Raw genomic sequence first — 26247 nt, 5'->3', positions numbered from 1 at the left:
CGACGGAGGCCCGGTGCCGGTCTCGACGACCGGCACCGGGCCTCCTCGGCGAACGCGCCGACGTGGGCCGGCGGTCCGTGGCTACGGGCGGATGAGCCCGCTCAGCATGTCGGGCGTGAGCGCGTGCGCCTCGGCGAGCACCTTGCGGGCCTCGTCGGTCTTGCCCGGCACGTTCCAGAGCAGGACGCCGCGGACCGTGTCGTCCTCGTCGAGGTAGTAGACGACGCCCGTGACCGTCGGGTCCTGCCAGTCCTCGACGGTCCGGAGGTCGGTGGAGACCCGGCCGACCGCCTCGTACCCGGCGTCGAAGACGTTCGAGTAGAACATCGGCGTGTGGTCGTACGTCTCGTCGGCGTCCGCGAGGTTGCGCCCGGCCTGGCGGCCCTGCTCCTTCGCGTTGTCGACGTGCTCCACCCGGCGGGTGCCGAGGATCCGGTCCGGGTACTCGGCGACGTCACCGGCCGCGAAGACCGACTCGTCGTCGGTCTGCAGCGTCGACGTCACGACGATGCCGTCGCGGACCGTCAGGCCGGCGTCCGCGGCGAGCTGCGTGGCCGGCTCGATGCCGAGGCCGACCACGACGGCGTCGGCCTCGATCGTCGAGCCGTCGTCGAGGGTGAGCGTGACGCCGCTGTCGGTCTGGGTGCCGGACTTGACCCGACGGCCGAGCCGGAGCTCGACGCCGTGGTCCGTGAACCGCTGCTGGAACGCCCGTGCGAGCTGCTCGGGGAACATGCTCGCCCCGAGGACCTCGTCGGGCGACACGAGCGTCACCGTCGCCCCGTTCTGCACGGTGCCCGCGGCGATCTCGGTCCCGATGTAGCTGCCACCGACGACGGCGAGGTGCGCACCGGCGTCCGTGAGCGCCCGGACGCGGCGGTAGTCGTCGGCGCTGCGGAAGTCGACCACGCGGTCCGACTCCTCGAGACCGGGCAGACCACGGGGCTTCCCCCCGGTCGCCAGCAGCAGGCGCTCGTAGCCGTGCGTCTCGCCTTCGGTGGTCGTGACGGTCTTCGCGGCACGGTCGATCGCGGTCACCCGGGTCCCGAGGACGAACGTCGCCCCGGTCTCCTCGGTGTGCAGGTCGACCTTCTCGTCCCAGCTGAAGTCCGGATCGGTCCACAGCTTCTTCGAGAGCGCCGGCCGGGCGTAGGGCCGGTCGACGTCCTCGCTGACGACGCCGATCGAGCCGTCGGCGTCGAGCTCGCGGACGCCGCGTGCAGCGGCGTCCGCGACCATGCCGCCGCCGACGATCAGGTAGCGGTAGTCGGTCATCGTTGCCTCTCGGTCGGTGCCGGCGGACCGGTCCTACGCGTGGGCGGAGGCGTCGGCGACGGCCGGCGTGGTGGCCGAGGCGAGCGGCGTGCTGGGTGCACGGTTCTCGGCGGAGACCATCCAGGCGAGCTGCTCGAGGCGCTCGATGAAGCCGTGGAGCAGGTCCGCGGTCGTCGGGTCCTCGTCGTCGACCTCGTCGTGCACGTCGCGCATGGTGCCGGTGGCCTGGTACAGGCGGAGCGTGACCTGGTCGATCGCGTCGTGCGTCGTGATCTCGCCCTCGGGGAACTGGTCGAGGTGGCTCGACGCGGCGACCGTCGCCGAGCGGCCGTCCGGCACGGCGTACAGGGCGCGCATGCGCTCGGCGGTGTCGTCGGCGAACTCACGGGCGGCGTCGACGATCTCGTCGAGCTGCAGGTGGAGGTCACGGAAGTTCGTGCCCAGGATGTTCCAGTGGGCCTGCTTGCCCTGCAGGTGCAGGTCGATGAGGTCCACGAGGACCGCCTGGAGGTTCTTGGCGAGCTTGTCCGATGCGTGCATGATCGGTTTCCTTCCGGTCGGTGCTGGTCCTTCCGGTCTACGCGCCGAACCGCAGACCGTTCCCAGTGCACGGCGAACTCACTGTCCCCCGCGGGGATCGGGTCAGTGAGCGGCGACCGGGTCGACCTGGTCGACGGCGTCGCGCATCTGCTCGAGGAACGATGCGACGACGCGGGCCTCGGCGGCGGGGAGCTCCTCGGCGACGGTCATCATGCGGCGGTGCATGATGCCGAGCGTCGCGCGGACCTCTTCGTCGGTCTCGGTCGTCGGGGTGATGACGAGGGCGCGCCGGTCGGTGGGGTGCGGGTCGCGGCGCACGTGGTTCGACTTGACCAGACGGTCGATGAGGATCGTCGTCGAGGCCGAGGAGATCTTCAGGTACGCCGCCAGGTCCTTCGGCTTGACGGTGCGGCCGGCCCGCTGCGCCTGCAGCAGGAACCGCACCGCGAGCAGGTCGGTCTCGCCCATGCCCATCGAGTCGCGGGTGCGGCGGCGCATCGCGGTCTCGGCGGCACGGTAGCGGCGCAGCGCGTTGAGCACCGCGACGCCGCGCTGCGTCGCGTCGTCGTCCGGGAACCAGTACCCGGACGCCTCGGTGATCTCCTGCGTGGACATGGGCAACAGGGTAGCCGCTCTCGTTGTCAGGCTGTCTAGCGAACGCGCGGTCAGTGGACAGGAACGGACGGGAGGCCCGTGGCGGATCCGCCACGGGCCTCCCGTCCGTCTCGGGGTTCGGTCCCGGGGACTACGCCGCGGCGGGCTCGGCCGCTGCCTCGGCGAGCGCGGTGAGCGCGCCCTGCACGAGTGCGGTGACCTCGTCGTCCTCGCGCGGGTGCGTCTCGGCGAAGCGGACGACCGACTGCGGGATGGCGACCTTGACGTCCTCGAGGACCTTCGCACCGGCGATGCCGGCGGCCTTGCGGGCGTCGTCGTGCGCCCAGACGCCGCCGTACTGGCCGAAGGCCGAGCCGATGACGGCGAGCGGCTTGCCGGACAGCGGCGAGGAGCCGAACGGGCGGGAACCCCAGTCGAGCGCGTTCTTCAGGACCGCGGGCATCGTGCCGTTGTACTCGGGCGTGACGAGCAGGACCGCGTCGGCGGCGGCGACGGCGTCACGGAAGGCGACGGCCGCGGCGGGCGGGGTGTCGCCGTCGATGTCCTCGTTGTAGAACGGCAGGTCGACGATGCCGTCGAAGGTCTGCAGCTCGATGCCGTCCGGCGCGTGGTGCGCGGCGGCCTCGGTGAGCTTGCGGTTGATCGAGTCGGCGCGGAGGCTGCCGACGAGGGCGAGGACGTTCGTCATGGTGATCCTTCTGGTTCTACGACGGAGAGGTGTCAGCGACAACCAATGCGGTCGGCGCACCGCGTATTCCCGACCGTCCCTCCACAGGCGCGTCGCGGGTCACCGCCGTCCACAGGTCGGCCGTCCCGGGGCCGGCGACGGACGCCGGCTCGCGACGATCGGGGCATGACAGAACCCACCGCACCAACTCCACGACCACGACCGCTCCGGCGGTGTCTCGCCGCGGCCGGCGCCGCACTCGTCACCCTCGGCGTCCTCGCCGCACCGGTCGTCCTGCCCGCCGGATCGCAGGCCGCCGCACTCGACTTCCCGTACGTCGACCAGTTCTCGAGCGCCGCCGGCGGTGCCCTGCACGGCGACGCCACGGTCTCCGGGGGCCGACTCCGGCTCACCGACGACGTGCGGAACCAGGCGGGGGCATGGTCGACCGACGACACGTTCCCGTCCGACACCGGGCTCGAGATCGAGTTCACCTACGCCATGTACACGGCGAAGGACGACCCCGGCGCCGACGGGCTCCTGCTCTTCCTGGCCGACGGGGCGGCACCGCAGGGGGTCGGGTCGTTCGGCGCCGGGCTCGGGTACGCCTGCCGCAAGGAGGCGACCGAGGGCGGCGGCCGTGTCTGCGACCTGCCCGGGGTCCCCGGCGGCTTCGCCGGCATCGCGATCGACCACTACGGCAACTTCTCGTCGCGGATCAACGGCTCCGGCCCGGGCGCGCAGCCCGACCAGGTCGTGGTCCGCGGCTCGGGCAACGGCACCGACGGGTACCGCTACGTGGCCGGGGCGCCCGCTCCCGGCGGCACCGTGACCGCCGGGTCCACCCCGCGGAAGGTCCGCATCACCCTGCTGCCGGGCGACGACGGCGAACTGACGATGACCGTCCGGCTGCAGGTCGGCAGCGGCATGCGCACCGTGCTCGACGCCGTACCCCTGCACGGCGACGACCAGACGCCGCTGCCGAGCACCCTGCGCCTCGGCTTCGCCGGCGCGACCGGCAGCCACGTCGACAAGCACGAGGTCGACGCGCTGCGGGTCTGGAAGCCCGCCGACCTGTCCGTGGAGCACGACCTGCCCGCCACCGTCGTCGCCGGCGAGCCCGTCCGCTACACGGTCACCGCACGGAACCCCGGGCCGAACCCGGCGGACCCGAGCCCGCTGCGGGTCGACGTGCCCGACGGCATCGAGGACGTCACCTGGACCTGCGCGGCGGCCGAGGGATCCGGGTGCGCCACCGCGTCGGGGTCGGGTGACGTCGGCACCGACCTCGCCCTGCCGCGCGGCGGGTCCGCGGTCGTCACGGTCGCGGGGCGGGTCGCCGACGGGACCGCCGGCACGCTCGAGAGCGTCGCGACGATCGCCCCGCCGCCGTCGTCGTCCGACACGCATGAGGCCGACAACACCTCGCGGGCGGAGACCGTCGCGCAGGCCGCGGCGCACGTCGAGACGGACAAGTCGGTGTCGCCGGCGACCGTCGAACCCGGCGACGAGGTCGAGTACCTCGTCACCGCCCGCAACCGCGGCCCCTCGGTCGCGCAGGCCGTCGGCGCGGTCGACGAGCTGCCCGCCGCGATGCGCTTCACCGGGTCCGACGACGACTGCACCGCCGAGGGGCAGCGCGTCACGTGCCGGTCCGACGTCGCGCTCGCCGTGGGGGAGACGCTCGACTTCCGGATCCGGGCCGTGCTCGACCCCGACTACGTCGGCGACGGCGCGGACGTGGTGAACGTGGCCACGGCGACGTCGCCGACCGACCCGGACGGGGGCGACCCCTCCACCGAGGTACCGATCGTCGTCGACCCGGGCGACGGCGGCCCGGCCCCGGGCCCCGGCCCCGACGACGGTGGTGCCGGCGGCGACGGGCCTGACGGCGACGGTCCGGGCGGACCCGGGGACACGGACGCGGGCGGTCCCGGCGCTCCCCGCACCGACGGCGGGGCCCGTGACGCCGGACCGGCGGGGGGCGACGCCCCGCGGACGCCCACGGCGGCGCTGGCCTACACCGGAGCGGACGACGTGGCCCTCGTCGCGGCCGTCGCGGCCGTCCTCGCCGCCGCCGGATCGGTCTGCTGGTGGCTCGCACGCCGTCGCCCCCGCGACGGCGAACCGTCGGACGACCACCGCCCCTGACGGCGGCCGGGCGACACCGGCGTCGGGACGCCCTGACCGGCAGTCCCGGCGCGCGGTGTCGCCCGGTACCGGTGCCGCCCGGTGCCGGCGCGCTTGCGAGCATCCTCAGCGCCGACAGACCCCCGCCGGTCGGGTGCGCGCCGGACCGGCGGTAGGATCGAGATCACGATCCGCATGCCCGAAAGAGGTCCCGTGTCCGACACCGTGGACGACGCCACCACCGTGCACGACGCGAACCAGCGCGCACGCTACTGGCCGATCCCGATCCTCCGGGCCGTCCCCGCCGCGGTCATCGCCCTCGTCGTGACGTTCTCGTCGAACCACGCCGCCGGCTACGGCCTCGTGCTCTTCGGCACCTTCGCCCTGGTCGAGGGGCTCGTGCTCCTGTTCGCCGGCACCCGACGACTCCCGCTCGACGGGCGCGCGGCACGGACCACCGTGCTGCAGGCCGTCATCACGCTGCTCGCAGCGGTCGCCGGCTTCGCCCTGAACGGACTCGGGCTGCCGGCCTTCATCACCGTCGTCGTCGCGTTCGCCGTGCTCACGGGGGCACTCGAGCTGACGCAGGGCCTCCGGGCCCGGCGCCGGTCGCCCTTCGCCCGCGACTGGACCACGATCGGCGGCCTCACCCTGCTGCTCGCCGTCGCGTTCCTGCTCACCCCGCCGGACTACTCGCAGCAGCTCGGCGGCGTCGAGGAGGTCAGCGGCACGCTCGATGCCTCGATCGTCCTCGTCGGCCTGTTCGGCGCCTACCTCGCCATCACCGCGGTCTTCCACGTGATCGCGGGTCTCTCGCACAAGTGGGGAACGGCCACACCGGCCGCCGCCCCGGACGGAGCACCACTCGCATGACCACCCCCAGCCGACGCGACCGTCTCCGCCCGGTGGAGCTCCTCGGGATCTCCGCCATCGTCGCGGTGTTCACCGGGCTCGTCGTGCTGTTCTCGACGCGGGAACTGCAGCTCGCGGTGATCTTCCTCGGCATCGCGTTCATCGTGGTGGTCGTCGTGCTCGCCATGCTGCAGCTCGCCTCGTCGAGCGACCAGGACGACAACGACATGCTCGGTGGGCACAAGACGCCCGGCTCCGGGGACGGCGACGACTTCCACTGACGGCTGAGCCGTCCACGCCGACACGCCCGAGGTCACGGATCCGGCACGGTCCTGTCAGGTCCGCGGGTCCTCGCGACACCTCTGGGTGAAGGAGGTGGGATGTGGACGTGACCACCGAGACGGACACCGATCTCGTCCGCGCGATGGCGCAGGGCGACACCGGCGCACTGGCGCGGGCGTTCGACCGGTACGCAGCCACGCTCACCCGGTACGCCTGGGCGCTCGTCGACGACCGGTCGGACGTCGAGGAGATCGTGCAGGACTCGTTCCTGACGCTCTGGCAGCGCGCGGACACCCTCGACCTGCCGGCGGAGACCGTGCTCCCGTGGCTGCTCGTCGTCTGCCGCAACCACGCCTTCAACACCGGACGCAAGCAGGCCCGTCGTCGCGGTGACGAGCTGCCCGAGCACCTCGCGGCACCCGCCGACCACGAGGAGGCCCGCGAGACCCTCCGCTGGGTCCGGGCCGAGATCGCCGCGCTCCCCGACCTCGACCGCCGCATCTGCGAGCTCTGCCTGCTCGAGGGGCACTCCTACGCCGAGGCCGCCGAGGCGCTCGGTCTGACCGTCGGCGCCGTCACCCAGCGGGTCTCCCGCAACCGACGCCGACTCAAGAAGGTGGTGATGCACGATGAACACTGAGCCTCCCCAGGGGGACGACCTGCACCGCATGCTCGTCTCGATGAAGCAGAACGTCCTCGAACGTGCCACCCCGCGCCCGGAGCGCCGCCGCTTCCGCCCGGGCATCGCGCTCGGTGTCGTCGGACTGTTGGCGATCGGGACGGCGACGGGAGCCGTGGCGCTGTCCCTGTCGCAGCAGGACGTCGACCCGATCGCGGCCCCCACCCAGACCCAGCAGCCCGAACCCTCGCCGTCCGCAACGACCCCGTCCTCGGCGCCGATCACGGATGCTCCGACCCCCACGCCGACGCAGGCGCCGCCGTCCACGGTCGCGACGATCCCGACCGACTGTCGCGCGCTCGTCTCGGCGGCGGACTACGACCGCTTCTTCGGTTCGACGCCGTTGACCCAGCAGGACCCGCCGTCCGGGACGGAACGTGTCCCGGACGGCCAGGACCGAGAGGGCGTCGAGTCGAAGGTGTCCTGCACGTGGCGTGACCCGAGGGCGGACATCTCCGGGATCGAGGTCCGGGCCGGCACCGCCACCGAAGCCGTCATCCAGCAGGAGATCGAGGAGTTCCCCGCGTACGACGGTGGGGGGACGTGCGCGGAGCGTGACGGCGGGACCTTCTGCCAGTCCCGCGGGATCGTCGAACCGTACGGCGTCGAGAAGGCATACACGTACTACACGCGTGGTGACACCTGGATCACCATCGAGCAGACCAACGTCCCGACCGACGGGCTCCTGCCCGCACTCATCGCGACGTTCTGGGGGGACTGACGGCGGGGAGGCGCGGGGCGGCGACGACCCGTGCCTCCCGTCCGTCGGTGGGGGACCCCGGACGTGCGCCGCCCGGACGACGGGCGCCGTCGTCAGGCGACGCGCGCCGCCACGACGTCGCGCGCGAGCGTGCGCACGGCACGGTTGGGCTCGGGGCTCGACCGCACGGCGAGGCCGATGCGGAGGGGCTCGACGTCGTCCTCCAGGTCGAGCACAGCGCCGTCGTACCGCGCCCCCGAGTCCGGCACGACCCCGACCCCGAGGCCGGCCGAGGCGAACCGGACCACGGCGGGCATGTCGTTCATCTCGGCGACGATGCGGCGACGGATCCCCAGCCGCTCGAGCGCACCGTCGAGGATGATCCGGTTGCCGAACCCGTGCGCCGTGTCGACGAAGGGCTCGTCGGCCAGTTCGGCGAGCGACACCGACGACCGGTCGGCGAGCGGGTGGTCCGGGGCGGTGAACACCCGGAAGGGCATCTCCCGCAACGGCTCCACGACGACGCCGGCGGGCACGACCGGCAGGCCCGAGTAGGCGAGGTCGAGCCGTCCGGCGACCAGGTCCTGCACGAGACCGGTCGTCCCCGACGGCGAGGTCATCAACTCGACGGCGACGAGCGGGTGCCGTCGCCGGAACCGCTGCAGGACGCCCGTCAGGTCGACGATGTCCATGCTCGTGAAGATGCCGAGGCGCACCCGGCCGCGCAGGTCGGCGTCGTCGACGGTCGCCAGGTCACGCATCCGGTCGAGCGACTCGAGCACCGCGCGGGCGTGGGGGAGCAGGTCCTCGCCGGCGGGGGTCAGGACGAGCCGTCGACCGGTGCGGTCGAAGAGCCGCACCCCGAGGGTGCGTTCGAGCGAGGCGATGCCCGCGGACACGGTCGACTGCGCCGTCCAGAGCCGTTCGGCGGCACGGGTGACGCCGCCCTCGGACGCGACGGCGACGAACTGTTCGAGCAGACGGGTCTCCACCGGTCGATCATCGACCCGATCGATGCCGCACATCAAGACGATCCGTTGGACTCGATGGCGTCGGAGCGGGAGCATCGATGCCATGACCACCGTCACCGAGCCGACGTCCGCAGCTGCGGCCGACCGAGTCCCCGCACCGCGCGGCCGTCCGTCCCACACCCGGCGGCGGCACGGCTTCGGGTTCTGGGCGGTCGCGTTCGCCTTCCTGGCCGTCATGGCGTTCGCGACGGTGCCCGCACCGCTGTACGTCGTCTACCAGGCGCGTGACGGGTTCCCGACCTTCACCACCACCGTGGTCTTCGCGGCGTACGGCGTGGGCGTCGTCGTGTCCCTGTTCCTGGCGGGCCACCTGAGCGACGTGCACGGCCGGCGACCCCTCGTCCTCGTGTCGATCGCCCTCGAGCTCGTCGCCGCCGTGCTGTTCCTGCTCTGGAACGACGTCGCGGGGCTCGTCGTCGCGCGACTCGTCACCGGCCTCGGCGTCGGACTGCTCACGGCGACGGCCACCGCGCACCTCGGGGAGCTGCGGGTGCGGGCGACCGGTTCCGACGCCGCGGCGAAGGGGGCGAGCGTCGCGGCCGGTGCGGTGAACCTCGGTGGCCTGTCGCTCGGCGCGCTCGTCGGCGGTGCGCTGGCCGAGTTCGTCGCCCGTCCGCTCGTGGTGCCGTACGTGGTGTTCGTCGTCGCGCTCGCCGTGGCCTTCGTGCTCGTGCTCGCGGCGCCCGAGACGGTGGACCGGCCGACCGCCCCGGTGCCGTACCGACCCCAGCGCATGCAGGCGCCGGACGGCGAGGGGGCCGCCTTCTGGGCCGCCGGCACCGCGGCCTTCGCGGCGCTCGCCGTGCAGGGGCTGTTCACCTCCGTCGCCCCGACGTTCCTCGGCACCACGTTCCACGTCACCGACCGCCTGGCCGCGGGGGCGACGACCTTCGGCGTGTTCGCCGCGAGTGCCCTCTCGCAGATCGTCTTCGCCCGGCTGACGCAGCGCGCGCAGATCCGGCTCGGCCTGGTGCTGCTCGTCGGCGGCCTCGCGGTCCTGGCCGTCGCGGCCGTCCTGCTGCAGGTGGCGGGCTTCATCGGCGGCGGGGTCGTCGCCGGCGCCGGTGTCGGGCTGCTCTTCCGCGCCGCGATCGGCAGCGCCGGGGCGCTCGTCGGCCCGGAGCGGCGCGGCGGGGTGCTCGCGGCGACCTTCCTCATCGCCTACGCGGGCCTCACCGTGCCGGTCGTGGCCGTGGGCGCCGCGCTCCTCGTCGTCCCGACGCTGCCGGTCCTGATCGGGTACGTCGTGTTCGTCGCCGTGCTGGCCGTCGTCGCCGGGGTCCGGTTGGCCGCGCGCGCCTGATCGGGTGCGCCGTACCGACACGACCCCGCGGTCGTGCCGCCTCCGGCATACTGGGCGCGTGTCCCAGCAGCGCAACCGGTCCGTCGTCACCGGACTCGCCGCGGTGATCGCGGTCGGTCTCGTCGCCGGGGGCGTGTACCTGACGGCCGAGCGCGGCACCGACGACCCGACCATCGGCGGTGCGACCACCACGCGGGGCGCCGCTCCCGCACCGTCCGGCGACGGCACCGTCACCATCACGCGCACCGGGCCGGACCTGCCCGGTGGCGACGTGCTCGACCGGTGCGGGTCCTCGAGCCGGTCCGCCGTGGCGGAGTACGACACCGACGCGCTCGGACGGATCACCATGCAGTGCGGCACCTCGGCACAGGGCTACGAGCACATCCGCGTCCGGCACACCGCCGACTGGCAGGAGGTCGTCGCCGGCCACGGCTCGCGGGACTGGGACGACGCCATGCTCACGGCCGTGCAGACCGCCCTCGAGGACCCGCGAACCGGGTTCCCGCTCGACGCCGGCGACGGCAAGGTCTGCTACGCCGCTCCCGTGCGGTTCGACGACGGCTCGCGCCCCGACGCCGACCCCTTCGTGAAGGTCATCGTCTCGGCGACGACCGACCGCGTCATCACGGCGTACCCGACGCGCACCGACGACTGCTGACGCGGGGGCGGGCACCGCGAGCCGGGGGCCGGGGGCCCGGGCCGCGGGCCGGCCGCCGGTTGCCGGTCGGAGTCGGCGCGTGCGTGCATGCGTGTGCAGTCTGCGACAGACCACGTGACGATCGACTCGTGTCCGGTCGGAACATGCGCACGAAGCCGATGCGTGTGCACCGTGCGACGGCACACGCGTCGATCGACTGGTGGATCGTCGCGAACCGGGTGCCAGCCGGCTCGGCCCGCCCGGCCCGCGCCCGGCCGGCCGCCGCCCGTCGCGCCGCGCCGCGCAGCCGCGCTACGCGTGCACGTCGTGCTCGTGCCGCCGGTGCGACACCGGCTCGAGCTGGAACGTCGAGTGCTCCACGGGGACGTCGAAGTGCTCGGCGACGCACTGCTGCAGCTCGTCGAGGATCGCCGGGGCGTGCGCGGTCGAGAAGCAGTGGTCGTCCACCACGACGTGCGCGGTGAGGTTCGGGACGCCGGTCGCCACCAGGGTCGCGTGCAGGTCGTGCACCGCGATGACGTGGTCGAGCTCGAGGATGTGCCGCCGCACCGAGTCGAGGTCGAGCCCCGGCGGCGTCGCCTCGAGCAGCACGTTCGCCGTCTCGCGGAGCAGCCGGACGGCCCGCGGCAGGATGAGCAGCCCGATGAGGATCGCGGCGACGGAGTCCGCACGCTCCCACCCGGTCAGCAGGAGCACGACCGCGGCGACGATGACGGCGACCGAGCCGAGGGTGTCGTTGAGCACCTCGAGCCGGGCGGCTCGTGAGGTGAACCCCTCGCCGGAGGCCCGGAGCAGCACCGCGTACGCCACGACGTTGCCGACGAGCCCGACCACGCCGAAGACGAGCAGGGGTCCGGCGTGGACCTCGTCGGGGACGAACAGCCGTTGCACCGCCGAGATGACGACGTAGACGCCGACCGCGAGCAGGATCGCCGCCTGCGCCGTGGCACCGAGCACCTCGGCGCGCTGGAAGCCCCAGGTGCGCTGCGCGGTCGGGCTGCGGCGGGCCAGGCGGGTCGCCACCAGGCCGATGCCGAGCCCGCCGGTGTCGACCACCATGTGCCCGGCGTCGACGAGCAGAGCGAGCGAGCCGGTGAGGACCGCACCGACCACCTCGGCCAGCAGGATCGCGGCCGAGATGCAGAACGCGACGAGCAGCGCGCGCTCGGACGCGTGCCCGTGCGCGTGTCCGTGGTCGTGACCCATGCCCGTCATCGTATTGACCCGCACCGACGACGTGCCAGGATCGGCAGGGTGCACCGGTCGCCCTACCAGCTGTCCACACCGCCCGACGTCCTGGCGCGGCTGCACCCACGGCTCCGGACGTACTTCGGGGCGATCCCGCCGGGCCACGTGGGTCGCGGCGAGGGCGTCTTCACCGTCGTCGGCACACCCCGCCGCTGGCTCTGGCCGGTACTCTCCGTGTTCGCCCGCGACGCCGTGATGTTCCCGGTGTGGGAACGGGACGTCCCGTTCACGGTCGAGAACCGTCCGGTCCGCGTCGGACGCGGCACCGGCACCGGCACCGGCCAGGAGGCCCGCCCCGCGGTCCGCGCACACCGCACCTTCCGGTTCCGCTCCGGCAGCCGCACGATGGTCGACGCCATCACCGCCGAGCCCGCCGGCCTCGTCGACCACCTCGGTCGCCGCGGGCGTGTCAGCGCCCGGCTCCGGGCGCAGGTCGACGCGCACGGTCCGGACGCGGGCGCCCTGCGCCTGGTTTCCACGCACGTGTCGTTCCGTGCGCTGGGACGCGAGGTGCGCCTCCCGGCCGTCGTCTCGCCGCGCGTGACGCTCGTGGAACGATTCGATGACGAAGCGGACGTGCAGCGCGTGTCCCTGGTGCTCTCGGCCCCGGTGCTCGGCACGCTGTACCGGTACGAGGGGGCGTTCCGGTACGCCGTCGTGCCCGATGCCGGTCCGGGAAGGGGACGTTGATGGTCGAGCAGCAGCCGAAGGTCGTGATCGCGGGAGCGAGCGGCTTCGTGGGGGAACACCTGCGGAACGCGTTCGCGGACGAGGGCTACCGCGTCGTCACCGTCGGCCGGTCCGGCGACGCGGTGTGGGGCAACACGATGCGCATCCGTGAACTCGTGGACGGGGCCGACCTCGTCGTGAACATGGCGGGCAAGAGCGTGAACTGCCGGTACGGCCCGCGGAACCGGGCGGAGATCATGCGCTCCCGTGTGGACACCACGCTCGAGCTCGCCGAGGCGATCCGCACGGCCGAGCACCCGCCGCCGCTGTGGCTGAACGCCTCGACGGCGACGATCTACCGGCACGCGGACGACCGTCCGCAGGACGACGAGACGGGCGAGCTCGGCGAGGGCTTCTCGGTCTCGGTGGCGCGGGCGTGGGAGGGCGCGTTCTTCGACGCCGACCTGCCGCAGACCCGGCGGGTGGCACTGCGGATGGCGATCGTGCTCGGCGACGGCAGCGCGCTGGTGCCCCTGCTGCGTCTGGCGCAGGCCGGACTCGGCGGCCCGCAGTACGACGGCCCGTGGTTCCCGACGCGCTCCCGGCTCCGCGCCGGCACGTACCACCACCACCGCCCGACACACGGCCGGCAGCGCTTCAGCTGGGTGCACATCGCCGACGTCCTCGGGGTGGTGCGCTTCGTCCGTGACCACCCGGAGATCGAGGGGCCGGTCAACGTCTCGAGCCCGAACCCGTCGGACAACCGCACCGTGATGGCGACCCTCCGCGACGCCGTCGGGCGGCGGTTCGGCCTGCCGACGTGGCGGTGGATGCTCGAGGTCGGGTCGTTCGCGATCCGCACCGAGACCGAGCTCGTGCTGAAGAGCCGGTGGGTCGTGCCGTCGCGGTTGACGCAGGCCGGCTACGAGTTCCGCTACCCGCACCTGCGCGGGGCGCTCGCCGAGATCATCGCGGAGCGCCGCCAGCACCGGGGCTGACCGTCGGCTCGGGGTGCGGTGTCCCGCCGAGGTCGCGCGGACTGCCGCTCGCGACGGGCTCGGGCGGCACGTCCTGCGACCTCGGCGACGCGGCTGCGGCGTGTTCCGCGACCTCGGCGCCGAGCCCACCCCGGCCCGGCCGCACGGGACGCCCAGGTCGGAGGGGACGCCCCGGTCGCACGGACCGTGCGGGGCGGGACGACCACAGCACGGCAGCCACCACGACGGCCCCCGCCAGGACCTCGACCAGGTCGGGCACCTCGCCGAACGCCGCCCACGACGCCAGGACTCCGACGACCGGCACGAGCATCGAGAACGGGGCGACGGTGCTCGACGGGTAGGTCGCGAGCAGCCGCGACCAGATGCCGTACCCGACCAGGGTCGCGACGACGACGATGTAGAGCAGCCCGAGGTCGGCGGGCAGCGCCCGCAGGGTCAGGGCGGTCCCGAGCGCGGCGCCGATGCGGTCCGGCCCCTCGACCACGAACGACAGCACGGCCATCGGGATCGGCGGCACGACCGACCACCAGAGGGTCAGGTGCAGCGGGTTCGCCGCTCCGGCCCGACGGGTCGCGACGTTGCCGATCGCCCACCCGAGGGCACCGCACAGGGCGAGCACAACCGGCAGCAGTGCCGCGGTCTGCGAGCGGTGCAGGGCGATCACGGCCAGGGCGGCCACCGCGACCGTCACGCCGGTGACCTGTCGCCCGGTCAGCCGCTCGCGCAGGAACACCCCGGCGAGCACCACGGTGAACGGCGCGGACGCCTGCAGCACGAGCGACGCGAGCCCGGAGGGCATGCCGGACGCCATGCTCAGGTACAGGAACGAGAACTGCAGCACGCCGAGCCCGAGGCCGACGAGCAGCAGCCGCCCGAACGGGATCCGCGGTCGCGGGACGACGAGCAGCGTCGGGACCGCCAGGATCGTGAACCGCAGGGCCGCGAGCAGGAACGGCGAGAAGTGCTCGAGCGCGAGGGCCGTCGCGGGGAAGTTCAGCCCCCAGACGACGGCGACGACCAGGGCGAGGACGCGGTCGCGGGTGCTCATGCTCCGATGGTGGCGCTAGACATCGTTCAGGACCAGCGAAATGTCTGCGAGCGACGTTGTAGCCTCCCTGCATGGTCGACTTCGACGTGCAGCTGCTCGCCGTCCTGCGCGAACTCGCGGAGCGCGGCAGCGTCACCGCCGTCGCCGAGGCCACCCACCGCACCCCGAGTGCGGTCTCGCAGCAGCTGCAGACGCTGCAGCGCCAGGTCGGCGTCCCGCTGGTCGAGCGCGTCGGTCGCGGCGTGCGGCTGACCACGCACGGCGAGGTGCTCGCCGGCCTGTCCGCCGGCGTGGCCACGGCGATCGCCCGGGTCGACGCCGCCTGGCAGGAGCACCTCGGCGGCGCGACCGGGCGGGTCGACCTGGCGATCTTCCCCTCGGCCGCCGAGCTGTTGCTGCCGGGGGTCCTCACGCGCATGCGCGCACACCTCGGCATCGACCTGACGCTGGTCGACGTGGACGTCAGCGAGGGGGAGTTCGCCCCGCTCGCCGCCGACCACGACGTCGTCGTCGGGCACCGGTCCGACGGCGTCCGGCCGACCGGGCAGGCGGCCCTCGAGACGGTGCCCCTGCTCAGGGAACCGCTCGACGTCGCGCTCCCGCCGGGGCACCCGCTGGCCGGACGCGACCGGGTCGGGGTCGACGAGGTCGTCGGCGAGACGTGGATCGGCGTCCCCGAGGGCTACCCCATCGACCGCGTGCTGCACGCGATGGCCGCCGCGTCCGACACCCCGCCGAGCGTCGCGTTCCGCACGATCCACCTGCCGGTCATCGAGAACCTGGTGGCGGCGGGACACGGCATCGCCCTCGTGCCGCGGTACACGTCCGGCACCCGAGCGGCGGCCCGCTTCCACCTGGCGGAACTCGCCGACGTGCGCGCCGGTCGGCGGATCGAGGCGCTGGTCCGGCCGGACCGCGCGGTGCGTCCGGTCGTGCGCACCGTCCTGGAGGCCCTGGTCGCCGAGGCGCGGCACGTCACCACCTGAGGTGGTTGCGCACCCCCGTCCGACCGTGCGGCACGACGGGCCCGCTTCGTGAGCACGAATGGTCGGGTCCCGTCACGGGACCCGACCATTGCTGCTCACGAAGGGAGCGGGGAGCGAGGAGCGCCGAGCGAACGAGCGCCGAGCGCGGGCGTCAGCGCACCTGGAACGGCGTGCCGAGCGGCAGCAGCTCGGCCAGCGCGGTGATGTCGTCGTTGTGCATGCGGATGCAGCCGTGCGAGGCGGCGGTGCCGATGCTCGACGCGTCCTCGGTGCCGTGCAGGCCGATCTGGCCGGGGCCGCCGCCGAACGAGTTGAGGACGTCCGAGAACGCCGTCGTGCCGTAGGCGTACGGGCCGTAGCCGCTGTTCGTCGGGGCCAGCAGCTCGGTCAGCGCGAACCTGCCGGTCGGCGTCGGGGTGCCGCCGGTGCCCGTGGCGACCGGGTAGCTCTCGACGACCTCGCCGTCCTTGTACAGGTCGAGGGTCTTGGTCGAGCGGGTGACGACGATCGCGTACGGGTCCTCGGAGAGGGACACCGCACTCGAACGCACCCAGCCGACGGAGCCGTTCGGGCGCTGGGCGAGCTGGACCTGCACCCAGCCGTCCTGCTGGTCGACCACGCGGAAGACGCGCGGGGCGCCGGACTCCTGCGGGTTCGACAGGGTCTGGGACACCGCGCCGCCCGCGGTCGCGCTGACCTGCACCTCGGCGCCGCGGACAGCCGCGACGGTGGTGCTCGCGGGGGCGTCGACACCGTCGACCGGTGCCCGTGACGTCGACGGCGTCGGGGTGGGGGTCGGCGTCGAGGCGGCGACCGACCGGGTGGGCGTGGGGGCGGGAGCCGCTGACAGGGGGCCGAGGGCGACGAACGCCACCGCCCCCGCGCAGACGACGGCCACGGCGGCGGCGACCAGGGTCGCGCGCCGCCGTGGCTCGGTCGGGAGGATCGGCAAGATCAGCCCGTGAAGGCAGCCGTTCCGGGCACCGGGACGGCGACCGGTGCGGTACCCGCATCGGCGGTGATGACGATCGCGGTCGTGGCCGACTGCGCCGACGACAGACCGACGAGGCCCAGCGCGTAGGTGCCGGCCGCGTCGACGAGGTCGGCGGGCAGGACGATCGAGCCGCTGACGTTGCCGTCCGCGTCCGCGGTGAACTGCACGCCCGGGATCACGGTGGCGTCCGCTTCGTCACCGATGGCTGCGGTGACCGTCTCGTAGGGCGCGAAGCCCGAGCCCTGCACGCGGACACCGGTGGTGGTGGCCTCGGTCAGGCTGGTGGAGGCTGCGACGGCACGCACGGCTGCGGTCGGCTGCGGCGTGAAGTACGTCGTGGTGTCGTCGACGCGCAGGGCGCTGATCGAACCGCTGGCGTCGGCGGCGAGCGCCTGGGAGCTCGACTCGAGCGGCGCGGCCAGGGTCTTCAGGTCGTCCGGCAGGACGGCGGGGGCCGTCGGCTCGGCGGACGGGATCTCCGTCGGGGTCGGCTCGGCGGTGGGCTCCGCCGTCGGCTCGGCGGTGGGCTCCGCCGTCGGCTCAGCGGTCGGCTCCGCCGTCGGCTCAGCGGTCGGCTCGGCGGTCGGCTCGTCCGTCGGGGTCGGTGCCGGCTCGTCGGTGGCGGGCGGCGGGGTGGCGAGGTCGGCGCCGACGTCCACGCCGACGAAGGCGATGTAGCCGACGACCTCGGAGCCGTCCCGCTTCAGGTCAGCGGCGAACTCCGCCGTCGTGTCGGTCTCGCCGGTCCGCGCGTCGTACCACTCGCCGTCGACCGAGTAGTAGACGGACTGGTCGGACGCGTCGTCCTTCGCCTGCACGGCGAAGGCGAAGCTCGTCGCGCCCGTGGTCGTGAGCTGGACACTGCCGGCGAGTGCACCGAGGTCCGTCGCGCCGACCGGCTTGGTCAGGCCGCGGATCAGTGCGACGCCGCCCTCACCGTCGGAGACGGACAGGCCGTCCTCGTCGAGCGTGGCGACGTCGGTGATCGACTCGGCGTCCGAGCTGCCCAGCGGCAGGAAGTACAGCTGGTCGTTCAGGGGGATCGTGTCCGAGTTCGGGACGGCCTTGAACGCGGAGGCCGTGTCGGCCCACGTCACGGTCGACGAGGCCCCGACCACGTTCGTCTGGGCGGTGGAGGCGGTGGGCACGAGAACGGCGCTGACGCCGAGCACGGTGGCGCCGATGGCGGCCGCGGTGATGCGGGAACGAATCACGGTGTTGGAGGTCCATCCGGTCGGTTGACAGGGCTCGTCCACTGCGACTCCCCCCGTGCTGAGATGTACTCAGCACATCGAACCTATCAATACGGTCAGGTTTCCGCACCTGTCGGATGCGATCCGTCACGTGGTGACCGGACGGCGGACGGGAGGCCCGTGGCTGCGCAGCCACGGGCCTCCCGTCCGTCAGGTGGTCGCGTCCGGGACGCGACCTGCGTGGTCGGTCAGACCTCCAGGTGGTCGACGAGCTCGTCGGCCAGCCCCGTGTAGGACGCCGGCGTGAGGTTCGCCAGCCGGGCCTTCGCGCCGTCCGAGATGTCGAGGCCGTTCACGAACGCCACCAGGTCCTGCTGGGTGACGCGCTTGCCGCGGGTGAGTTCCTTGAGCATGGCGTAGGGGTCCTCGATCGAGGACTGCCCCGCGGTCACCTCGGCGCGGATGACGGTCTGGATCGCCTCGGCGAGGACCTCCCAGTTGTGGTCGAGGTCCTCGGCCAGCCGCGTCTCGTTCACGGCGATCTCGCCCAGGCCGCGACGCAGGTTGTCGAGCGCGAGCAGCGAGTGCCCGAAGGCGACGCCGATGTTGCGCTGGGTCGTCGAGTCGGTCAGGTCGCGCTGCAGGCGGCTCGTCACGAGCGTCTCGGACAGCGTCGAGAACAGCGCCGACGAGATCTCGAGGTTCGCCTCGGCGTTCTCGAAGCGGATCGGGTTGATCTTGTGCGGCATCGTCGACGAGCCCGTGGCACCGGCCACCGGGATCTGCGTGAAGTACCCCATCGAGATGTAGGTCCAGACGTCGGTCGCCAGGTTGTGCAGGATGCGGTTGGCGTGCCGGACCCGGTCGTACAGCTCGGCCTGCCAGTCGTGCGACTCGATCTGCGTGGTGAGCGGGTTCCAGGTCAGCCCGAGGCCCTCGACGAACTCGCGCGACAGCGTCGGCCAGTCGGCCTCGGGGTCGGCGGCGAGGTGTGCCGAGAAGGTGCCGGTCGCGCCGGAGAACTTGCCGAGGTACTCGCCGCCCTCGATCTGGGCGAGCACGCGCTCGAGGCGGTACACGACCACCGCGAGCTCCTTGCCGAGCGTGGTCGGGGTCGCGGGCTGCCCGTGCGTGTGCGACAGCATCGGGACGCTCTTCAGCTCGACGGCCAGGGCCCGGAGCGTGTCGAGCACTGCGCGGAAGCCCGGCAGCCAGACCTGCTCGACGGTGTCCCGCACGGTCAGGGCGTAGGACAGGTTGTTGACGTCCTCGCTCGTCGCCGCGAAGTGGGTGAGCTCGGCGATGGCGTCGAGCCCGAGCTCGGACAGCCGGCGGCGCACGAAGTACTCGACGGCCTTGACGTCGTGGCGGGTCGTCGCCTCGATCTCGGCGAGTTCGGCGATCTGGTCCTGGCCGAAGGTCTCGACGATCCGGCGCAGGGCGGCCTTGTCGTCGACGCTGAGCGGCGAGGTGGTGAACATCGCGTGGTCGGTCAGGAAGACGAGCCACTCGACCTCGACGAGGACGCGCGCGCGGTTGAGCCCGGCCTCGGAGAGGTGCTCGCCCACGGTGTGCACGATCGGGTAGTACCGCCCGTCGAGCGGGCTGATCGGCTGCGGGGGAAGGGGGGTCATGGGGCTCCCTGACGGACGGCCGGCTCGAGCTGGTGGAAGAGCGCCCGGCAGGCCCGTTCGACGGTCGAGAGCACTCGGTCGAACTCGTGGCGGTCCGCGTAGTACGGATCGGGCACGTCGGTCTGCTGGGGCCAGGCGTCGTCGTACCGCAGCAGGAGCGTCACCTTGGCGGCGTCGTCCATGGTCGGTGCCCACGATCGCAGGACGCGTTCGTGGGAGCGGTCGAGTGCGACCACCAGGTCGAGGTCCGGGAACCGGTCCGGCTCGAACTGACGGGCGCGATGCCTGCTGCCATCGTATCCGCGTGCCGCGAGGGCTGCGATCGTGCGCTCGTCGGCGGGTTCGCCGACGTGCCAGTCGCCGGTGCCGGCCGACTCGACCTGGAAGCGGTCGGCCAGGCCGGCGTCCGCGGCGAGCTGCGCGAAGACGACGCCGGCCATGGGGGAGCGGCAGATGTTGCCGCTGCAGACGAAGGAGACGCGGAACGGGGCGTCGGCGTCCTGGGTCATGAGCACATCATGACGCAGGCGGGCCGACGACCGCGAGGTCCCCTCGGGTCACGCGCGCTGCCGGCGCAGCACCGGCCGGACGAACAGGCCGATCAGCCAGGCGAACACCGCGAGCACGAAGGCGCCGACGATCCCCCAGCCGAACGAGTCGACGTCGAGGCCGAAGCCGAACGCCTCCGAGATCCCGGCGACGATGAGCAGCAGGACCGCGTTCACCACGAACGAGATGAGCCCGAGCGTCAGGACGTACAGCGGGAAGGCGACGATCCGGATGATCGTGCCGATGACGGCGTTGACGAGGCCGAAGACGAACGCCACGAGCAGGTAGGTCAGCACGGTGGCGACCGTGCCCTGGTCGCCGAAGGCGTGCACGGTGACACCGGGGACGATGAGCGTGGTGAGCCAGAGCGCGACGGCGTTGACGACGAGGCGGACGAGGAATCGCATGCACCCATGATGCCCGCGGGTCCCCGCGTGCGTGCCGGTAGCCTGGCCGGGTGAGCGAGCAGCGTGTGCACATCCGGCCCGAGGTCGCCGTCCTCCCCGCCTACAAGCAGGGTCGTCAGGCCGAGGCCTCCGCCTTCAAGCTGTCCAGCAACGAGAACCCGTTCCCGCCGCTGCCCGGTGTGGTGCAGGCCGTGCAGGCGCAGACCGCGTACAACCGCTACCCCGACGCCACGGCGCTCGCCGTGCGTGCCGCCCTCGCCGAGCGCTTCGGCGTCACCGCGGACGAGGTCCACGTCGCGCCCGGCAGCGTCGCGATCCTGCACGAGCTGGCGCGTGCGACCTCCGGCCCCGGCGACGAGGTCGTCTACGCCTGGCGGTCCTTCGAGGCCTACCCCGGCGTCGTCACCGTCGCGGGCGCCACGAGCGTTCCGGTGCCGAACCGTCCCGACGGCGGGCACGACCTCGACGCGATGGCCGCGGCGGTCACCGAGCGCACCCGCATGGTGATCGTGTGCTCGCCGAACAACCCGACCGGTCCGGTCGTCACCGCTGCCGAGTTCGCGTCGTTCATGGCCGCGGTGCCGCGGTCCGTCCTGGTCGTGCTCGACGAGGCGTACGCCGAGTTCGTGACCGACGCGTCCGCCGTGCACGGCCACCCGTTGCTCGAGCGGTACCCGAACCTCGTCGTGCTCCGCACCTTCTCGAAGGCGTACGGGCTGGCCGGCCTGCGGGTCGGCTACGCCATCGGCCCGGTCTACGTGCTCGACGCCGTCCGCGCGTGCGCGATCCCCCTCTCCGTGACGGCGCAGGGGCAGGCCGCCGCGATGGCGAGCCTCGAGCGCGAGGACGAACTGCTCGAGCGGGTCGCCGAGATCGCCACGCTGCGGGACCGTGTCGTGGCCGAACTGCGCGAGCAGGGCTGGGCCGTGCCGGACGCGCAGGGCAACTTCGTGTGGCTGCCGACCGGCCCCGGCACCGCCGTCGCGGCCGAGGCGTTCGAGCGCGCCGGCATCATCGTCCGGGCCTTCGCCGACGAGGGCGTGCGCATCTCGATCGGCGAGCACGAGGCTGTGGGAACGCTCCTCGAAACGGCCCGCTCGCTTGTGGGGGACCTCCAGGTGGCCGACTGATGGCTGCCGCTACGCTGGCCCGCATGTCATTCCGCGCCGCGGCTCCCGCGACGACCACCGTCCGGCTCCTCGACCCCGAGGGGCGGTTCGTGGAGACCGACGAGAACGCCGAGTTCGCCGCCGCTGCGCGGGCGATCCCCGACGAGACGCTGCTCGCCATGCACCGCCGCATGGTGCTGACCCGTCGGTTCGACCACGCTGGCCACAACCTGCAGCGCACCGGCCAGCTCGGCCTCTGGGTGCCGAGCCACGGGCAGGAGGCGGCTCAGACCGGCTCCGCCTTCGCCCTGCGCGCCCAGGACCACGTGTTCCCGTCCTACCGCGAGCACGCCGTCACGATGCAGCGCGGCGTCGAGCCGATGGAGATCATCGCGATGTACCGCGGGCAGACCCACGGCGGGTGGGACCCGGACCAGCGCGGCAACACGCACATCTCGACGCTCGTGATCGGTTCCCAGACGCTGCACGCGACCGGGTACGCCCTCGGCCAGAAGCTCGACGGCGACGTCGGCACGGGCGACCCCGACCGCGACGCATGCTCCATCGTGTACTTCGGCGACGGCGCCACCAGCCAGGGCGACGTGAACGAGGCCTTCGTGTTCTCCGCGTCGACGAAGGCCCCCGTCGTCTTCTTCCTGCAGAACAACCACTGGGCCATCTCGGTCCCGGTGACGGTGCAGTCGCCGTCCCCGCTCGTCGACCGCCCGCGCGGCTTCGGGATCCCGAGCGTCCTCATCGACGGCAACGACATCCTGGCGTCGTACACGGCATCGGTCGTCGCCACCGACCACGCCCGCAGCGGCCAGGGGCCGGCGTTCATCGAGGCCGACACCTACCGCATCGGCGCGCACACCAGCTCGGACGACCCGAGCCGGTACCGCGGCGACGACGAGCTGCAGGGCTGGGTCCGCCGCGACCCGATCGTCCGCTCCGAGGCGTACCTGCGCTCGAAGGGCGCGACGGACGAGCAGTTCGCCGCGATCGAGGCCGAGGGCGAGGACATCGCCGCCGACGTCCGCCGCCGCACGGTCGCGCTGACGCCGCCGTCGGTCGACGTCATGTTCGACAACGTGTACCGCGAGCCGCACCCGCTGGTCGCCGAGCAGAAGGCCTGGCTCGAACAGTACGAGGCCGGCTTCGAGGGGAGCGCCCACTGATGAGCACCACCGAGCAGCTCTTCGACTACACCCTGCGCTCCCACCCGGGCGCCGGCGAAGTCCCGAGCGACCCCACCCCGACCCTGCCGATGGCGAAGGCCCTCAACGCCGGGCTCGCCGCCGCGATGCAGGCGGACGACAAGGTCCTGCTCATGGGCGAGGACATCGGCCAGCTCGGCGGTGTCTTCCGCATCACCGAGGGTCTGCAGGAGCGCTTCGGCGCCGAACGCGTCCGGGACACCCCGCTCGCCGAGTCCGGCATCATCGGCACCGCGATCGGCCTGGCCCTGCGCGGTTACCGCCCGGTGGTCGAGATCCAGTTCGACGGCTTCGTCTGGCCCGGGTTCGACCAGATCACCTCGCAGCTCGCGAAGATGGCGAACCGCCTGCCCGCGCACATGTCGCTGCCGGTCGTCATCCGGATCCCCTACGGCGGCCACATCGGCGCCGTCGAGCACCACCAGGAGTCGCCCGAGGCGTACTTCGCGCACACGGCGGGCCTGCGGGTCGTCAGCCCGAGCACCCCGAACGACGCCTACTGGATGATCCAGGAAGCCATCGCGTCGAAGGACCCGGTGGTCTTCCTCGAGCCGAAGTCGCGCTACTGGCCGAAGGGCCCGGTCGACCTCGTCGACGGCCACGTCCCGATGCACACCACCCGCGTCGCCCGCACCGGCACCGAGGTCACCCTCGTCGGCCACGGCGCGATGGTCGCCACGCTCATGCAGGCCGCCGAGCTCGCCGAGTCCGAGGGCACGAGCTGCGAGGTCATCGACCTCCGCTCGATCTCCCCGATCGACTGGGAGCCGCTGCTCGCGTCCGTCCGCAAGACCGGTCGCCTGGTCATCGCACAGGAGGCGTCCGGCTTCGTGAGCGTCGGCAGCGAGATCGCCGCGACGGTCGCCGAGCGGGCGTTCTACACGATGCAGGCGCCGCCGCTGCGCGTCTCGGGCTTCGACATCCCGTTCCCGGTGTCGAAGCTGGAGCACCTGCACCTGCCGGACGCCGACCGCGTGCTCGAGGCCGTGGACCGCGCCCTCGCCTACTGACCCGACCCCCACCGAGCCCGACCAGATCCGCGAAGGAGCCGTAGTGGCCGCCGCCGAATTCCCCCTGCCCGACGTGGGTGAAGGCCTCACCGAGGCCGAGATCGTGCAGTGGCGCGTCGCGATCGGCGACGAGATCACGGTCGACCAGGTGCTGGTCGAGATCGAGACCGCGAAGTCGCTCGTCGAGCTGCCCTCGCCGTTCGCCGGCACCGTCACGGGGCTGCTCGTGTCCGAGGGTGACACGGTCGAGGTCGGCAAGCCGATCATCCGCGTCGACTCCGACGCGTCGGTCGCCTCCGGCGCGCCGGTCACGGCTCCTGCTGGTCCCTCGGGAGGCCCGGCACCGGTCGCCGACAGCGTCCCGGCCTCGCCGGTGGTCGCCGCCCCCGTGGCCGCGCCCGCCCCGGTGGCGCCGGTCGCGCAGACCCCGCCCGCTCCGGCGCCCGCCGCTGCTCCCGCCGCCGCTGCGCCTGCCGCCGCTGCGCCTGCCGCCGCTGCGCCCACGGCTGCACCGGCCCAGCCGGTCGCGGTCGACGCCTCCGTCCAGGGCTCGGACGAGTCCTCCGGCGCCGTCCTCGTCGGGTACGGCTCCGCGACGTCGTCGCCCTCCCGCCGGAAGCCGGGCGCCCGCCGGGCCGCAGCGCTGGCGGCCGAGGCGAGCCGTGCCTCCAGTGCGGACGCCGCGGCAGCGGCCGAGGCCGCGACCGACCCGGGCGAGGCGAGCACCGCCGAGGCGATCACCGCGCAGGGCACCGCACCCGCACGCAAGCAGAGCGTCGCGACGAACGTGCTCGCGAAGCCGCCGATCCGCAAGCTCGCGAAGGACCTCGGCGTCGAGCTCACCGAGATCGTCGCCACGGGCCTGGCCGGCGAGGTCACCCGCGACGACGTCATCCGCCACGCGAAGCAGGCGAGCGTCTTCCGCAACATCGAGACGCCCGAGTGGGGCGAGGTGCGCAGCGAGACGATCCCGGTCAAGGGCGTCCGCAAGGCCATCGCGACCGCGATGACGACGTCTGCGTTCACCGCGCCGCACGTGTCGCTGTTCGTCGACGTCGACGCCACCCACACCATGGAGTTCGTCAAGCGGCTCAAGGCGTCGCCGACGTTCGCCGGGGTGAAGGTCTCGCCGCTGCTCATCGTCGCGAAGGCCGTCATCTGGGCGGTCCGCCGGAACCGGTCGGTGAACTCGACCTGGACCGACAGCGAGATCATCGTCCACCACTTCGTGAACCTCGGCATCGCGGCCGCGACCCCGCGCGGGCTCATCGTGCCCAACATCAAGGACGCGCAGGACATGTCCCTGCTCGAGCTCGCCCAGGCCCTCGAGCAGCTGACGATCACCGCCCGCGACGGCAAGACCACGCCGAAGCAGATGGCGAACGGCACGGTGTCGATCACGAACATCGGGGTGTTCGGCATGGACACCGGGACGCCGATCCTCAACCCGGGCGAGGTCGCGATCGTCGCCATGGGCACGATCAAGCCGAAGCCGTGGGTCGTCGACGGCGAGGTCCGCTCGCGCATGGTGACGACCATCGGCGCCTCGTTCGACCACCGGGTCGTCGACGGCGACGTGGCGTCGCGCTTCGTGCACGACGTCGCCTCGGTGCTCGAGGAGCCGGCGCTCCTGCTCGACTGACGCGTCCGGCGGGCGGGCCGCGCTGCGTGCGCGTGTGCGCACGTTCGCGTTCGAGTGAGCAGAAGACGCCGACTCGCCCGAGGCCACTCGGCGTCTTCTGCTCACTCGCGGACTCGTCGCGTGGTGTTCACGCGGATGTCGGTGGATGGCGGCATGATCGGTGCATGGTCCACCAGCTCCTGACCCCGTCGCAGGAGATCCGAACGGATCGCCTCATGCTCACCGCACTGTCCCCGGCCGACATCGACGACGTGCACGCGCTCTTCTCGGACGCCGGCACCTGGCAGCACCTGCCGTCGGGGCGGCACGTCGCCCGCAGTTCGAGCGTCGACATGGTGCAGCGGAAGATCGGCGGTCGGGCACGGCACGGGCTGGGGTCGTGGACGGTCCGGACCGCATCGGACCACGCGTTCGTCGGCGTCGGCGGTGTCGACATGACCGCCGGCGGAGTGTGGAACCTCGGGTACCGGCTGGCGCCGGCCGCGTGGGGGCAGGGCTTCGCCTCCGAGATCGCACTCGCCGCCGTCCGGGCCGCTGCCGAGACGGCGTGCGACGTCCCGGTGACGGGGCGCGTGCTCACGAACAACCCCGCCTCGGCCGCGGTGCTCCGTCGAGCCGGGCTGTCCCTCGTGTGGCATGGACCCGCCAGCGTGCGCACCGAGTCCGGCGTCGAGGGCCAGGTCTGGGCGGATCGTGCCCTCTCCGACGCGCAGTTCGCCTGGCTCGTCGCGAACGCCTGAGCACTCACGGCGACGCCGTGCGGTGACACGTGCATTGGCGTTCCCGGCATCGATCGCTACTGTGATGGGAA

Annotated in this window: 27 protein-coding genes; 15 read left to right on the top strand and 12 right to left on the bottom strand. The window is 73.0% G+C overall.

Going from position 1 to position 26247, the window contains the following annotated elements:
* Window positions 1-81 precede the first annotated feature (81 nt).
* The 4 genes from BIU94_RS00720 to BIU94_RS00705 form a co-directional block, all read right to left on the bottom strand.
* Complete coding sequence (locus BIU94_RS00720) at window positions 82-1275, bottom strand: NAD(P)/FAD-dependent oxidoreductase (protein ID WP_071253170.1); 1194 nt, start codon at window positions 1273-1275, stop codon at window positions 82-84.
* Between the two features lie 33 nt (window positions 1276-1308).
* On the bottom strand, window positions 1309-1815 hold the full coding sequence (locus BIU94_RS00715) for a Dps family protein (RefSeq protein ID WP_071253169.1): 507 nt from the start codon (window positions 1813-1815) through the stop codon (window positions 1309-1311).
* 102 nt (window positions 1816-1917) lie between these two features.
* Window positions 1918-2430 carry a MarR family winged helix-turn-helix transcriptional regulator gene (locus tag BIU94_RS00710; protein ID WP_071253168.1) on the bottom strand — a complete coding sequence of 171 codons (513 nt, stop codon included), beginning with the start codon at window positions 2428-2430 and terminating at the stop codon, window positions 1918-1920.
* Window positions 2431-2560: 130 nt separating this feature from the next.
* Window positions 2561-3118, bottom strand: a complete 558-nt coding sequence (locus BIU94_RS00705; protein WP_071253167.1) for an NAD(P)H-dependent oxidoreductase — start codon at window positions 3116-3118, stop codon at window positions 2561-2563.
* A 165-nt stretch (window positions 3119-3283) separates the two neighbouring features.
* Here BIU94_RS00705 and BIU94_RS00700 point away from each other — a divergent pair, with 165 nt between their 5' ends.
* From BIU94_RS00700 to BIU94_RS00680, 5 genes are all read left to right on the top strand, one after another.
* Window positions 3284-5248, top strand: coding sequence for a DUF11 domain-containing protein (locus BIU94_RS00700; protein ID WP_071253166.1), 1965 nt, complete (start codon window positions 3284-3286; stop codon window positions 5246-5248).
* A 192-nt stretch (window positions 5249-5440) separates the two neighbouring features.
* Window positions 5441-6100, top strand: a complete 660-nt coding sequence (locus BIU94_RS00695; protein WP_254782914.1) for a hypothetical protein — start codon at window positions 5441-5443, stop codon at window positions 6098-6100.
* Window positions 6097-6360: a hypothetical protein gene (locus BIU94_RS00690; RefSeq protein WP_071253165.1), complete on the top strand. Its 264-nt coding sequence runs from the start codon at window positions 6097-6099 to the stop codon at window positions 6358-6360. The genes BIU94_RS00695 and BIU94_RS00690 overlap by 4 nt, the downstream gene beginning before the upstream one ends.
* Before the next feature lie 107 nt (window positions 6361-6467).
* A complete protein-coding gene (locus tag BIU94_RS00685; RefSeq protein WP_083404496.1) occupies window positions 6468-7001 on the top strand; it encodes an RNA polymerase sigma factor in 534 nt (177 codons plus the stop codon).
* Window positions 6991-7761, top strand: a complete 771-nt coding sequence (locus BIU94_RS00680; protein WP_139195911.1) for a hypothetical protein — start codon at window positions 6991-6993, stop codon at window positions 7759-7761. Before BIU94_RS00685 ends, BIU94_RS00680 begins: the two co-directional genes overlap by 11 nt.
* Window positions 7762-7853: 92 nt before the next feature.
* Here the strand turns inward: BIU94_RS00680 and BIU94_RS00675 are convergent, their stop codons facing one another.
* Window positions 7854-8732 carry a LysR family transcriptional regulator gene (locus tag BIU94_RS00675; protein WP_071253162.1) on the bottom strand — a complete coding sequence of 293 codons (879 nt, stop codon included), beginning with the start codon at window positions 8730-8732 and terminating at the stop codon, window positions 7854-7856.
* Window positions 8733-8814: 82 nt separating this feature from the next.
* Between BIU94_RS00675 and BIU94_RS00670 the strand changes: the two genes are divergently transcribed.
* Window positions 8815-10074, top strand: a complete 1260-nt coding sequence (locus BIU94_RS00670; RefSeq protein ID WP_071253161.1) for an MFS transporter — start codon at window positions 8815-8817, stop codon at window positions 10072-10074.
* A gap of 58 nt (window positions 10075-10132) precedes the next feature.
* Window positions 10133-10732, top strand: coding sequence for a hypothetical protein (locus tag BIU94_RS00665; protein ID WP_071253160.1), 600 nt, complete (start codon window positions 10133-10135; stop codon window positions 10730-10732).
* Between the two features lie 291 nt (window positions 10733-11023).
* Here the strand turns inward: BIU94_RS00665 and BIU94_RS00660 are convergent, their stop codons facing one another.
* Window positions 11024-11938: a cation diffusion facilitator family transporter gene (locus tag BIU94_RS00660; protein WP_071253159.1), complete on the bottom strand. Its 915-nt coding sequence runs from the start codon at window positions 11936-11938 to the stop codon at window positions 11024-11026.
* A gap of 48 nt (window positions 11939-11986) precedes the next feature.
* Here BIU94_RS00660 and BIU94_RS00655 point away from each other — a divergent pair, with 48 nt between their 5' ends.
* Window positions 11987-12670, top strand: coding sequence for a DUF4166 domain-containing protein (locus BIU94_RS00655; protein WP_071253158.1), 684 nt, complete (start codon window positions 11987-11989; stop codon window positions 12668-12670).
* Window positions 12670-13647, top strand: coding sequence for an epimerase (locus BIU94_RS00650; RefSeq protein ID WP_071253157.1), 978 nt, complete (start codon window positions 12670-12672; stop codon window positions 13645-13647). The genes BIU94_RS00655 and BIU94_RS00650 overlap by 1 nt, the downstream gene beginning before the upstream one ends.
* Here BIU94_RS00650 and BIU94_RS00645 read toward each other — a convergent pair.
* Complete coding sequence (locus BIU94_RS00645; protein WP_254782915.1) at window positions 13616-14695, bottom strand: EamA family transporter; 1080 nt, start codon at window positions 14693-14695, stop codon at window positions 13616-13618. The genes BIU94_RS00650 and BIU94_RS00645 overlap by 32 nt on opposite strands.
* A 71-nt stretch (window positions 14696-14766) precedes the next feature.
* Between BIU94_RS00645 and BIU94_RS00640 the strand changes: the two genes are divergently transcribed.
* Window positions 14767-15681: a LysR family transcriptional regulator gene (locus BIU94_RS00640; RefSeq protein ID WP_071253156.1), complete on the top strand. Its 915-nt coding sequence runs from the start codon at window positions 14767-14769 to the stop codon at window positions 15679-15681.
* 151 nt (window positions 15682-15832) lie between these two features.
* Here the strand turns inward: BIU94_RS00640 and BIU94_RS00635 are convergent, their stop codons facing one another.
* The 5 genes from BIU94_RS00635 to BIU94_RS00615 all read right to left on the bottom strand — a co-directional run bounded on the left by BIU94_RS00635 (window position 15833) and on the right by BIU94_RS00615 (window position 20458).
* Window positions 15833-16633, bottom strand: a complete 801-nt coding sequence (locus tag BIU94_RS00635) for a L,D-transpeptidase family protein (RefSeq protein ID WP_254782916.1) — start codon at window positions 16631-16633, stop codon at window positions 15833-15835.
* Between the two features lie 2 nt (window positions 16634-16635).
* Entirely contained in the window at window positions 16636-17889 is a 1254-nt protein-coding gene (locus BIU94_RS17580) for a PT domain-containing protein (protein ID WP_071253155.1), read from the bottom strand.
* Window positions 17890-18116: 227 nt separating this feature from the next.
* Window positions 18117-19502, bottom strand: a complete 1386-nt coding sequence (purB, locus tag BIU94_RS00625; RefSeq protein ID WP_071253154.1) for an adenylosuccinate lyase — start codon at window positions 19500-19502, stop codon at window positions 18117-18119.
* Window positions 19499-20011, bottom strand: a complete 513-nt coding sequence (locus tag BIU94_RS00620) for a low molecular weight protein-tyrosine-phosphatase (RefSeq protein ID WP_071253153.1) — start codon at window positions 20009-20011, stop codon at window positions 19499-19501. Before BIU94_RS00620 ends, purB begins: the two co-directional genes overlap by 4 nt.
* A gap of 48 nt (window positions 20012-20059) precedes the next feature.
* Window positions 20060-20458 carry a phage holin family protein gene (locus BIU94_RS00615; protein ID WP_071253151.1) on the bottom strand — a complete coding sequence of 133 codons (399 nt, stop codon included), beginning with the start codon at window positions 20456-20458 and terminating at the stop codon, window positions 20060-20062.
* Between the two features lie 50 nt (window positions 20459-20508).
* Here BIU94_RS00615 and BIU94_RS00610 point away from each other — a divergent pair, with 50 nt between their 5' ends.
* The 5 genes from BIU94_RS00610 (at window position 20509) to BIU94_RS00590 (ending at window position 26176) form a co-directional block, all read left to right on the top strand.
* Window positions 20509-21588 carry a histidinol-phosphate transaminase gene (locus BIU94_RS00610; RefSeq protein ID WP_071253150.1) on the top strand — a complete coding sequence of 360 codons (1080 nt, stop codon included), beginning with the start codon at window positions 20509-20511 and terminating at the stop codon, window positions 21586-21588.
* A 23-nt stretch (window positions 21589-21611) separates the two neighbouring features.
* Window positions 21612-22745: a thiamine pyrophosphate-dependent dehydrogenase E1 component subunit alpha gene (locus BIU94_RS00605; RefSeq protein WP_071253148.1), complete on the top strand. Its 1134-nt coding sequence runs from the start codon at window positions 21612-21614 to the stop codon at window positions 22743-22745.
* A gap of 89 nt (window positions 22746-22834) precedes the next feature.
* Window positions 22835-23794, top strand: coding sequence for an alpha-ketoacid dehydrogenase subunit beta (locus BIU94_RS00600; RefSeq protein ID WP_071253213.1), 960 nt, complete (start codon window positions 22835-22837; stop codon window positions 23792-23794).
* 43 nt (window positions 23795-23837) lie between these two features.
* Complete coding sequence (locus BIU94_RS00595; protein WP_071253146.1) at window positions 23838-25436, top strand: dihydrolipoamide acetyltransferase family protein; 1599 nt, start codon at window positions 23838-23840, stop codon at window positions 25434-25436.
* A 164-nt stretch (window positions 25437-25600) separates the two neighbouring features.
* A complete protein-coding gene (locus tag BIU94_RS00590; RefSeq protein WP_071253144.1) occupies window positions 25601-26176 on the top strand; it encodes a GNAT family N-acetyltransferase in 576 nt (191 codons plus the stop codon).
* The last annotated feature ends 71 nt before the right edge of the window (window positions 26177-26247 follow it).

The organism is Curtobacterium sp. MMLR14_006 (assembly GCF_001864985.1).
Taxonomy (GTDB): Bacteria; Actinomycetota; Actinomycetes; order Actinomycetales; family Microbacteriaceae; genus Curtobacterium.
This window is presented reverse-complemented; position numbering and strand designations above follow the sequence as displayed.